The sequence below is a fragment of the Streptobacillus notomytis genome, from assembly GCF_001902585.1.
GTDB classification, from domain to species: Bacteria; Fusobacteriota; Fusobacteriia; order Fusobacteriales; family Leptotrichiaceae; genus Streptobacillus; species Streptobacillus notomytis.
Map to the genome: position 1 here is coordinate 17814 of NZ_LKKV01000084.1, position 11346 is coordinate 29159.

Sequence of the window (11346 nt, forward strand, 5' to 3'; positions counted from 1 at the left end):
TATGAATAGTGTAATAAAGCCACGTAAGATATTTGAAACAGTTATGTTATGGCTGTTATCATTTTGTTTATTAATAAAGATACTATTAATGGCAAAGGTTGGGGATATTTTCTATAAACTAAGGGGTAAAATTACAAATCAAACGGATTTTGTAACTTTAGTTAAAAAGCTTTCTGTTATGACAGAAGATTTAAAAGCTTTGGAAGTGTTAGCAACTATTTACAGAACTTTCTTACTATTACTATTAATTACTTTTGCATGTTTTGTAATTTTTAGAATTGTAAAAAAACAGTATGATAAATTACTTAAAGAATCAACTATAATGATATGGGTTGCAATTACAGCTGCAGTTTATTATGTATATATTACTAAAGATTTATTTTATGCATTAAAGAGTATAACAGAAAAACAATATGAGCAAGGCTTACCTTATGCACTTTACTTAATGGGTAGAATACAATATATCTTAGATGTTAAGTATATAATACATATTTTAACTATAATAATATTTGTATCTACAATATTTGCAATAATTTTGAACGTAAGAACATTGATAGGTAAGAAAGATGAGGCTATATGGAAAAAATTAAATATATCAACATTTGTTTTATGTATGTTATTAATTTCTTTTTTAGTTTCATGGAATATATACATTAAATATGATAATAAGATATTTAAACCATTTGAATATATGATTACAAACTATAAGCATAAAAATGATAAAATATATCTTTTTGGTAGCGTTAATATGAGAAAAGTTAATCAAAAAAATCTTGACCCTAATTTTAGAAACCTTTATTTAAACGGAGTAAATTATGAAGTTGAAAGAGGAACTGAAGAATTAAAAGAAGGAGAAACTAGAGAAATTAAGGTTAGTTTTAATGCAGAAGTTAAAGAATTTTTAAATCTTAAAACAGGTAAAATAGAAGATAAAATAGTTATTAAAACAGTTCCTAAAATTGTTAAATCTATAGATGAAATAAATATAAAATCTTTATTTAAATACTTATCTAAATATGATGAAAGATATTCTAAACATAGTATTAGTGATGAAATTACAGGAATATATGAAGGAAAAGCCATAGATGGTAATGTAGAATATTACTTGATTCAAAAAATTAGATATGCAGAATTAAGTTTTAGTGACATAGTTAAATTTGAAGAAAATGATGAGATATATAAATTAATATATTTAGGTGTAATGTATAGAAATAATGATGAAATAGTTGGTTTAGAAGGCTTAAATTTAAAAGAAGGAATAAAGTTAACAAAAGATGTTGAGAATTTAATAAAAAACTTGAAAGAAAATAAAGTAGAAAAGGTTAAGTAGTTGGAGGAAAAATGTTAGAAAAATTAAAGCTGATAAAAGAAAAAGCACTATCAGATATAGAAAAATTAGATTCTATTCAAGATTTTAATGATATGAAGATAAAATATTTAGGTAAAAAAGGAGAATTTACAGCTATAATGAAGGAAATGGGAAATATTATAGCTGAAAAAAGAAGAGAATTTGGAGCAATTGCCAATGAAGTTAAAACTGAATTGCAAGAAAAATTTGATGAAAAATTATTAAAATTAAGAGAAGAAGCTAAAAAAATTAAATTAGAATCTGAAACATTAGATATTTCATTACCAGGAAAATCTTTAGAAAAATCTAGTTTACACCCTTTAACTAAAACTTTATTTGAAATTAAAGAAATAGTTAGTGAAATGGGATTTGACATAGTAGATGGGCCTGAAGTTGAGAGTACTTACTTAAATTTTGATGCTTTAAATATACCTAAAACACATCCGTCAAGAGAATTAACTGATACTTTCTATATAACAGAAGATGTGATTTTAAGAACTCAGACATCTCCAGTACAAATTAGATATATGAAAGAACATAAACCACCATTTAAAATGATTTCTATAGGTAAAGTATATAGACCAGATTATGATGTTTCACATACACCTATGTTTCATCAAGTAGAAGGTCTAATGATAGGAGAAGATGTTAGCTTTTCTAATTTCAAAGCAACACTTGAAAGTATAGTACAAAGAATATTTGGTGCAGATAGAAATGTAAGATTTAGACCACACTTTTTCCCTTTTACTGAACCAAGTGCAGAAATGGACGTAGAATGTGGTGTTTGTAGAGGAAAAGGTTGTAGATTATGTAAAAATACAGGTTGGCTAGAAATATTAGGTTCAGGTATGGTAAATATTAAAGTTCTAGAAGCTGCTGGAATAGATGGAGAAATTTATCAAGGTTTTGCCTTTGGACTTGGAGTAGAAAGAATAACTATGCTTAAATATGGTATAGATGATTTAAGAGCATTCTTTGAAAATGATATTAGATTTTTAGAACAATTTTAGGTGGAGGAAATATGTTAATTTCATTAAATTGGTTAAGGGAATATATAGATCTTGATAAGAATATAGATATAAAAGAGCTAGAAAATGCCTTAACTATGATAGGACAAGAAGTAGAAAAAATAGAAAAACAAGGAGAACACTTAACTAAGGTTTTAACAGCTAAAATTTTAGAAAAGATAGCACATCCTAACTCTGATCATATTAGTATATGTCAGGTTGATAATGGAGAAAAAGTAGAACAAGTATTATGTGGAGCTACTAATCATAAGGTTGGAGATATAGTTGCTATGGCTCAAATTGGAGCTGAACTTGAAAAAGGTTTTGTGATTAAAAAAGCTAAAATTAGAGGAGAAGAATCAAATGGAATGCTTTGCTCTGAAGTTGAGCTTAAAATAGGTAAAAATAATGATGGAATAATGATATTACCACAAGATACAAAACTTGGTATACCTATGAATAAATATTTAGGTTTAGATGATGTAATATTTGAACTTGAAATAACACCAAATAGACCTGATTGTTTATCTCATATAGGGATAGCTAGAGAACTTGCTGCATATTATTCTAAAAAATTAAAATTACCAGAAGTAAATGTAATTGTTGAAGATAAAGAAGATATGGAAATATCGATAGAAAAAGGATTATCTAATAGATATTTATCAAGGGTTATTAAAGGTGTTAAGGTAGGGAAAAGTCCTGAATGGTTAAAAAATAGATTAGAAGCAGTTGGTATTAGAAGTATTAATAATATAGTTGATATATCAAATTATGTAATGCTTGAGAGTAATCAACCTAATCATATTTTTGACTTTAATAAATTTAATTCAAAGAAAATAACAGTTTCTAGAGCAAAAAATGATGAAGAATTTATAACTCTTGATAAAAAAGAAAGAATTCTTAATAGTGATGATATAGTAATAACTAATGGTGAAAAAGTTGTAGCACTTGCTGGTGTTATGGGTGGAACTGATGTTGAAGTTGATGAAAATAGTACAGATATTTTAATAGAAGTTGCACATTTTGATAATATCATGGTTAGAAAAACTAATAGAAAATTTGCACTTTCAACAGAATCTGCATACAGATTTGAAAGAGCCGTAAATACAGAAAATATGAAATATGTAATGGATAGAATTACTGCTTTAGTAAAAGAAATAGCTGGTGGAAAAGTATGTAATATTAATGATAATTACCCAGTTAAACCTGAAGTTAAAACTACGAAGTTATCACTTCCAAGATTATATAGATTTATAGGTAAAGAAATAGAAAAAGATAAAATATTAGATATATTTGAAAAACTAGAAATTAAAGTTGAAGATAAGGGAGAAGACTTATTACTTATATCTCCAACTCATAGACAGGATTTAATTAATCAGTTTGACTATTTTGAAGAAGTAATACGTATGGTAGGATTTGATAGTATAGAAAATGTAATGCCTTCAGTAAAACTTACAAAAGAAAGATTGGAAGATACTACTAAATTTGTGACAGATATTAAAAAACTTATATCTAATTTAGGTATGAGAGAGGTTATTAATTATAGCTTTATACCTAAGAATGCATTAGAGAAGATATTATTTGAGATTTCTAGTGAAAATATCATAGAAATTAAAAATCCTATAGTAGAAGAATTTAGTATTTTAAGACCTACATTAATGTATTCTCTTATTAAAAATGTAAGGGATAATATAAATAGGGGAGCGAGTGATATTAGATTTTTTGAAGTAAGTAAAAGATTTACTAAAGAAGTGGTAAATAAAGAAGATGAAAACATGGTTAATATAGATGGAATGCAAGTTTTTGAAAAGGAAACTTTAGCATTAATCTTATCTGGAAGTAAAGTTAAAAATATATGGAATGCAAAACCAGAAAATTATGATTTTTATGATTTAAAAGCTGTAGTAGAAGCTGCATTTGAAAAACTTGGATTTAGTAAATATCAAATTAGAAGAAGTGAAAATAGAGCATATCATCCTGGAAGAAGTGTAGATGTATTTGTAGGAAGAGAACTTATTGCAAGTTATGGACAATTACATCCAGATGTATTAGAAAACATGGATGTGGAAAAAAATGATATACTTTATGCTGAAATATATTTAGATTTAATTAAAAAATACATTTCAAAAAATACGAGATATAAAGGGTTAAGTAAGTATCAATCAGTTCCAAGGGATATTGCATTAGTTGTAAAAGAAAATATATTAGTAGGAGAAATGTTGAAAACTATAGAAAAAGCTGATAATTTAATAGAAAAAGTAGAACTATTTGATATATATCAAGGTATTGGGATAGAAAAGGGATATAAGTCTGTAGCTATTAGTATAGTTATGAGAGATGATAATAAAACTTTAGAAGAAAAAGAAATAAATGATGTTATTAATAAGATTATTAATAAATTAACTAAAGAATTTGGAGCTACATTAAGAGTATAATGAAATATTGTGTATTTTTAAATGGAGAATATCCTGAATTTAATGATTATCATTTCAAGTTGATAAAAGATAGAATAATATATTGTGCAGATGGAGGAGCTAACTTTGCATACAAGCAAGGTATAGTTCCTCACGTTATAGTTGGAGACTTAGATTCTGTTGATTTAGAAGTTTTAGATTACTATAAATCAAAAAATGTCAAGATTTATGATTACTCAAGTGATAAAGATTATACAGATTTTTCTATAGCTTTAATACATATTTGTTCTATAGAAAATGTTTGTATGAATAGTAGATTTGAAAAAGATGAGATAGATTTTTATCAAGATAAGGATGTACTTGTTTTTGGTGCTACAGGCGGAAGAATAGATATGTCTATAGCTAATGCTAAATTATTAGCGAATAATAAGAACATGAAATATGTTACACATAATAATGAATTAATGTATTATGTAGATAAAGAAGAGAAAATATTAGGAAAAGTAAATAAGAAATTTTCATTAATACCACTCTCAGATATAAAGGGATTAACTCTTGAGGGATTTGTATATAATTTGGAAAATAAAGATATTTCAAGGAATATGTCTTTAGTTAGCAATATTATTAAAGAAGACATAGCAAGTATTAGTGCTGAAAAAGGTGATATGTTAATAGTAGTTGAGATATAAAAAAAGAATTTCTAAATTTTAGAAATTCTTTTTTATTTTATCTTTAAAAATTAAATTTTGATCCCAGACTTAGAGTTATATATTGAGGATATCCTACAGAAATTTCACTAGTGAAATTACCTTTAAATATAGTACCAAATTTTGCTTTTATAGAAAATTTAGTAATAGATTTATTAGCTATAATATAGTGGAAAGTACCTATAGAAGCTCCTGTATATAATTTTATATTTTCTCTAACTTCTCCATTAAGCTCAGTGAATATAAAAGGAGAGATATATAGATGAAATTTTTCTAGTTCTTTTTTATAATCTGTATTGTCTTGTTTAACATCTGCACTAGAAGCTTGTATGGCTTTATTTGTATTAAATTCAACCATTTTGTTAATTCCACCTTCAAGTCCTGTACCAAGATTAACATTTAATCTTCCATTTTTTAATTTCATAACTTTTCCTAATGAAATATGTACTCCAGCATTCACAATAGAATTACTATTAACATTATTAGCTTGAAATCCACCTAACCCTCCTTGGGCAAGTATAGTAACTTCTGTACTAGAGAAAGATATGATACAAGATAATATAAAAAGAGATACGTATTTCTTCATAACACCAACATCCTTTATTTAAATTCTATACTATTTAATTTATTTCCATCAGCATCAACAAGATCAAACATTGCTCCAGTGTATTTATCTATTAAATGTCCTCCTGGAACAAATATATTACCTATAAGGTATGATAAAATATTTGTTTTAGGTAATATTGCAACAGTTTTATCTTCTGAAGTAATAAAGTATTTTGCTCCAACTCCTGCTTCATTATCTAATCTTTTTAAATTAATAAATAAAGTTCCTTGAGCTTTTTTTAATATATTTCCTTTTTCATCTTTAACTGTTATTTCTTTTCCAGAAGTAGATCTAACATCTAATGGTTGATATAAACCATTAACAATAGTAGAACAACTTGTTAGAGAAGCTATTATAGCTGTAAAAATTAATATTTTTTTCATTTTTGTTTCACCTTTCTTAATGCATTAATTATTCTATTGATATTTTTTTCTATATCTTTTTCAAAAGCATCTTTAGTATATTTACCATTAGTCATATGTAATAATTGTTCTACGATTACACCTGTTTCTTTTTGTATGGCTTTAGTATAAGGAGATGCACTACCATCAGATTCAAATAATATATCTATATTATTTTCTTTTATTAAATTTATGGCTATTTTTAAATCGTTAGCACTAGGTGTGACATGATTTTTTGGCTCAATTACAACACCAACCTTTATTCCTAGTTCACCTAATATATAATCATAACCACCATGTGTTGTGGCTACTGTAAGATTAATTCCTTTTCTTAGTTCAGAAAGTTCTTTTATTTTCTTTGATTTAATATTTGATAACTTTTTATTATACTCTCTTGCATTTTTTAAGTAGTAACTACTATTTTTTTTATCTAATTTAGCTATTTCTTTTGCTATAGTATTTACTTGTTGTATAGCTGCTTGTATAGCTATAAATGTATGAGTATTTACAGATTTTGCATTTCCACGTTCACCTGATATAGGTAGTAGTGAAACATTTTTATTTGAGTTAATAATAACAAGTTTTTTGTTATTTGATGCTTTAACTAAGTTGTACATATAATTATCTATTCCTGTACCATTAATTATTAATACATCTAAATTTGAAATTTTTTTAACTTCATCAGGAGATGGTTGATAAGCGTGTACATCTACATTGGCTGGAAGAATTTGAATTACATCAGATTTATTTCCAACTATATTACTAGTAAAAGAATAATAAGGTAACATACTTACACCAATTTTCATTTTTGATAAAGATATATTATTAACTAATAAAATAAACATTATTAATTTGAATATTATTTTTTTCATATTACCTCCAATTTTTTAAATTATATCATTATTTACTATTTATTTCAATGATTTAGGAATTAATACATAGGTGGAAAATGTAAGAAATAAAATTTCATTAGATTATATAAAAATGAAATATTTTTTCGTGATTTAACTTGATTTTTTTTATTAATGGAGGTAAAATAAAATATAAAATGAAAATAGGAGGCAGGCATATGATAATCAAGAATGCTAGAATATTTGATGGAGATAAATTTATTCCTGAAAATGTAGTAATACTTAGTGGTGATAAGATTGAAAAAATAACAACAGTATCAGAACTTAATGATGAATTAATGTCTAAGCATGAATTAGTAGATATAGAGGGTAAAGTTTTATCTCCAGGATTTATAGATTTACAACTTAATGGTTGTGGAGGAGTTTTATTTAATGATGAAATTACTGTAAAAACATTAGAAATTATGAATGAAACTAATAAAAAATTTGGATGTACTTCATTTTTACCTACATTAATTACATCTCCAGATGAAAAAATATTAAAAGCTTTGAAATTAATAGATGAAATTAAAGACACTAAAGAAGAAATAGGTGTATTAGGATTACATATAGAAGGTCCGTATATAAGTGTGGAGAAAAAAGGCGTTCATAGACCAGATTATATTAGAGTATTAGATGATAGTTTAATAAATGAAATAGCTAAGATAGGTTATGAGGGAGTTAAAATTATTACTGTAGCTCCAGAAAATGCTTTAGTTAAACATTTAAGTGTATTAAAAGAAAGTGGAATAAACATAGCTTTAGGACATACTAATGCTACATATGCACAAATTGAAGAAAAAAAAGAATACTTTACTCACGCTACTCATTTCTTTAATGCAATGCGTGGATTTGACTCAAGAGAGCCAGGAGTTGTTGGATATTTATTAGATAAGAAAAATATACAATGTGGAGTAATAGTTGATGGATTACATGCCAGTTTTTCTTCAATAAGAGTAGTAAAAGAGGTGATGAGATCAAATATGTATTTAGTTACAGATGCAGTATCTCCTATGGGAACAGATATGAAAGAGTTCATATTTGAAGGACATTTAGTTAGACATGAAAATGGTAAATGTTGGGATCCTAGAACTGGATCATTAGGTGGTTCAGCATTAGACATGATTACAGGTATTAAAAATTTAATTAAAGAAGTTAAAGTTAGCGAAGAAGAAGCGTTGCGTATGGCAACTTCATATCCAGCTAAAGCTGTTCAAGTTGATGATAGATATGGATATATTAAAGAAGGATATATTGCAGATTTAACTTTCTATAACTCAGATTACAGAGTAGAAGGAACAATTTCAAAAGGAAAATTACAAAGATATTAGAAATATAATAGGCAGTTGTTTTAAATGAGCAACTGCTTATTTTTTATATAATTTTATTTCAGTCTTATACCTTTAAATATACGTTTTTAATGGAATAAATAAAAAAAATATATTTCAGTATTAAAAAATTATAGAAATAATTTTTAAGCTATGATATAATAAAAAAGAGGTGATTTATAATGAAATATTTAATATGTGGAATTGACTGTGCTGGTTGTGCAAGTAAGCTAGAGGAACATCTTAAAAATCATGAAAATGTTAAGAATTTAAGTATAAATCTTTCAACTAAAACTCTATTTGTAGATTTTAATGTTGAAAATGAAAATAATATAAAAGAATTAGTAGAATATGGTAAGAAAAAAGAAAGGTCTTTTGATATTAAGAAAGAAGATAAATCTGAAAGCCAATTTTTAGAAGAAATAGAAAATTTAAAAGATCAAAAAATACATATGTTTATATCATTGGCTTTATTTATTCTTGCATTATTTGTAGATAAATATTTGTATATGTATTTAAAATATGATTCAGATCTTTATTTATACTATATTCCTTTTTATCTATTTTCTTATGCTATAGTTGCATTTCCTATTATTAAATATGCTATTAAATCAATAAAAAGTGGAGATTATTTTAATGAAAAAGTACTTATGATGGTAGCTTCATTATTAGCCATATTTATTAGAGAATATGAAGAGGCAACAGGAGTAATGCTATTTTATACGTTAGGTGAATATTTTCAGGAATACTCTGTTTTAAAATCAAGAAAAGGTATCAGAAGTTTGATAGAATTAAATGATAATAGGGTACATATTTTAGATGAAGAAAAAAACGAATTTATAGATGTTGATGTTAATTTGATTAAGCCAGGAGATATTTTCTATGTTAAACCAGGAGAAAAAATACTTCTAGATGGTAAGATATATATAGGTGATGCAGAACTTGATACATCTATGATAACAGGAGAATCACTGCCTAGACATTTTGAAAAAGATGATGAAGTATTAGCAGGTATGATAAATTTAACTAAAACTTTAGCAATTGAGGCAAGTAAAAGCTTTGATGAAAGTAGTATATATAAGATAGTTGAAATGATAGAAAATTCTGGACACAATAAATCTAAAATGGAAAAGTTTGTTACTAAATTTTCAAGATATTATACTCCAATAATATTTACTTTAGCTATATTTATAACTATAATTCCACCACTTTTTTTTAGAAAAATAAGTTTTATGGATTCATTATACAATGGTATAGTACTTTTAGTCATATCTTGTCCATGTGCATTAGTACTTTCTATACCACTTACTTTTTTTTCAGGTATAGGAAGAGCTGCAAAAGAGGGTATATTAATTAAAGGTGCAGATATATTTGATAATATAGATAAGGTTGAAAGTGTATTTTTAGATAAAACAGGAACTATAACGGAGGGAAAATTTAAAGTTAATTCTGTTTTTGAAGATTTAGAAAAAATAGATATAGGTGTAAAAGAAGTATATGAGTATATATATAAAGCTGAGGAAAATTCTAATCATCCTATAGCAAAATCAATAATATCTTTTATAGATAAAAAGTTTGGATTAGTTGATAGTATAGAAGATGAAGAAAAATTTTATGAATATATTAGCTTATGTGGACATTGTGGTTGTTGCCATGATTATTCAGAACATTATAACAAAGAAAATATTAAGATAGAAAAACATGAACCTAAGGGTCATTATTATGGTGATGAATGTAAAAATCATATTAAAAAATTACAATATAGTGAAAAATGTGAATGTGAGTCATATAATCATGATGAAAAATGTTTAAAAAATCAATTTTCTAAAAATAAGAAAATACTAGAAATTAATGAAATTGCAGGACTAGGTCTTAGTGTTAAATTTGAAGATAGAAATCTATTAATGGGTAAGAAAAAAATGTTAGATGATAGAAATATATATATACCTAAAATAAATTTCATGAATGATAAAAATTCTTCTTTAGTTTATGTTGCAATAGATGATATTTTTGTAACCTTATTTGTTATTAAAGATAAAGTAAAAGAGGATACAAAAGAAGCTATTTTTTTAATGAAACAAACTGGAATTAAAGAAGTAGTAATGCTTACTGGAGATAATTTTGAAGCTGCTAAAGAAGTTGGAGATATTTTAGGTATAGATAGAATATATTCAAATCTATTACCTCAGGATAAATTAGACATATTAATTGAAGAAAAAGAAGATAAACACATACTATTTGTAGGAGATGGTATTAATGATGCTCCTGTTATTGCAGCCTCTGATGTAGGAGTTGCTATGGGAAATATGGGTCAGGATATTACTATAAATACAGCAGATATAGTTTTAAATTCAGATAGTTTAACTAAGATATCGGTAATTAAAAAAATTTCAACTACAATGAAAATTATAGTACTAGAAAATTTATTATTCATTATTTCTATAAAATTAATAATAATCATATTTGGAATTTTTAGTTTCATGTCTATGTGGGTTGCAGTATTTGCTGATGTTGGTGTTACGATAATAACAGTTTTAAATGCAATGAGAATGAGATATGTTAGGTTATAAATAGAATATAAAAATGACTGTTTTACAGTCATTTTTTATTTATTTTATATATTCATATTTAATTTCTATATATA

9 protein-coding genes are annotated in these 11346 nt (G+C 25.5%); 6 read left to right on the forward strand and 3 right to left on the reverse strand.

Features of this window, described 5'->3' with window-relative positions:
• Position 1: 1 nt before the first annotated feature.
• From BUE91_RS04380 to BUE91_RS04395, 4 genes are read left to right on the forward strand one after another with little or no spacing between them, the layout of a single operon-like run.
• Positions 2–1330 carry a hypothetical protein gene (locus tag BUE91_RS04380; protein WP_073508068.1) on the forward strand — a complete coding sequence of 443 codons (1329 nt, stop codon included), beginning with the start codon at positions 2–4 and terminating at the stop codon, positions 1328–1330.
• Positions 1331–1341: 11 nt separating this feature from the next.
• Positions 1342–2358 (forward strand): phenylalanine--tRNA ligase subunit alpha, encoded by a 1017-nt coding sequence (gene pheS / locus BUE91_RS04385; protein WP_073508069.1) that lies wholly within the window; start codon positions 1342–1344, stop codon positions 2356–2358.
• Positions 2359–2369: 11 nt separating this feature from the next.
• Positions 2370–4790: a phenylalanine--tRNA ligase subunit beta gene (gene pheT, locus BUE91_RS04390; RefSeq protein WP_073508070.1), complete on the forward strand. Its 2421-nt coding sequence runs from the start codon at positions 2370–2372 to the stop codon at positions 4788–4790.
• Positions 4790–5458: a thiamine diphosphokinase gene (locus tag BUE91_RS04395; protein WP_073508071.1), complete on the forward strand. Its 669-nt coding sequence runs from the start codon at positions 4790–4792 to the stop codon at positions 5456–5458. The genes pheT and BUE91_RS04395 overlap by 1 nt, the downstream gene beginning before the upstream one ends.
• Before the next feature lie 43 nt (positions 5459–5501).
• Here the strand turns inward: BUE91_RS04395 and BUE91_RS04400 are convergent, their stop codons facing one another.
• The 3 genes from BUE91_RS04400 to BUE91_RS04410 are packed head-to-tail and all read right to left on the reverse strand — an operon-like array spanning position 5502 to position 7356.
• A complete protein-coding gene (locus BUE91_RS04400) occupies positions 5502–6062 on the reverse strand; it encodes a hypothetical protein (protein ID WP_073508072.1) in 561 nt (186 codons plus the stop codon).
• A 14-nt stretch (positions 6063–6076) separates the two neighbouring features.
• Complete coding sequence (locus BUE91_RS04405) at positions 6077–6466, reverse strand: hypothetical protein (RefSeq protein ID WP_073508073.1); 390 nt, start codon at positions 6464–6466, stop codon at positions 6077–6079.
• Complete coding sequence (locus tag BUE91_RS04410) at positions 6463–7356, reverse strand: metal ABC transporter solute-binding protein, Zn/Mn family (protein WP_073508074.1); 894 nt, start codon at positions 7354–7356, stop codon at positions 6463–6465. The genes BUE91_RS04405 and BUE91_RS04410 overlap by 4 nt, the downstream gene beginning before the upstream one ends.
• 197 nt (positions 7357–7553) lie before the next feature.
• On the opposite strand from BUE91_RS04410, the gene nagA reads away from it, so the two are divergent.
• Both nagA and BUE91_RS04420 read left to right on the forward strand, forming a co-directional pair.
• On the forward strand, positions 7554–8705 hold the full coding sequence (gene nagA / locus BUE91_RS04415; RefSeq protein ID WP_073508075.1) for an N-acetylglucosamine-6-phosphate deacetylase: 1152 nt from the start codon (positions 7554–7556) through the stop codon (positions 8703–8705).
• A 179-nt stretch (positions 8706–8884) separates the two neighbouring features.
• Positions 8885–11272: a heavy metal translocating P-type ATPase gene (locus tag BUE91_RS04420; RefSeq protein WP_073508076.1), complete on the forward strand. Its 2388-nt coding sequence runs from the start codon at positions 8885–8887 to the stop codon at positions 11270–11272.
• Positions 11273–11346: the final 74 nt, after the last annotated feature.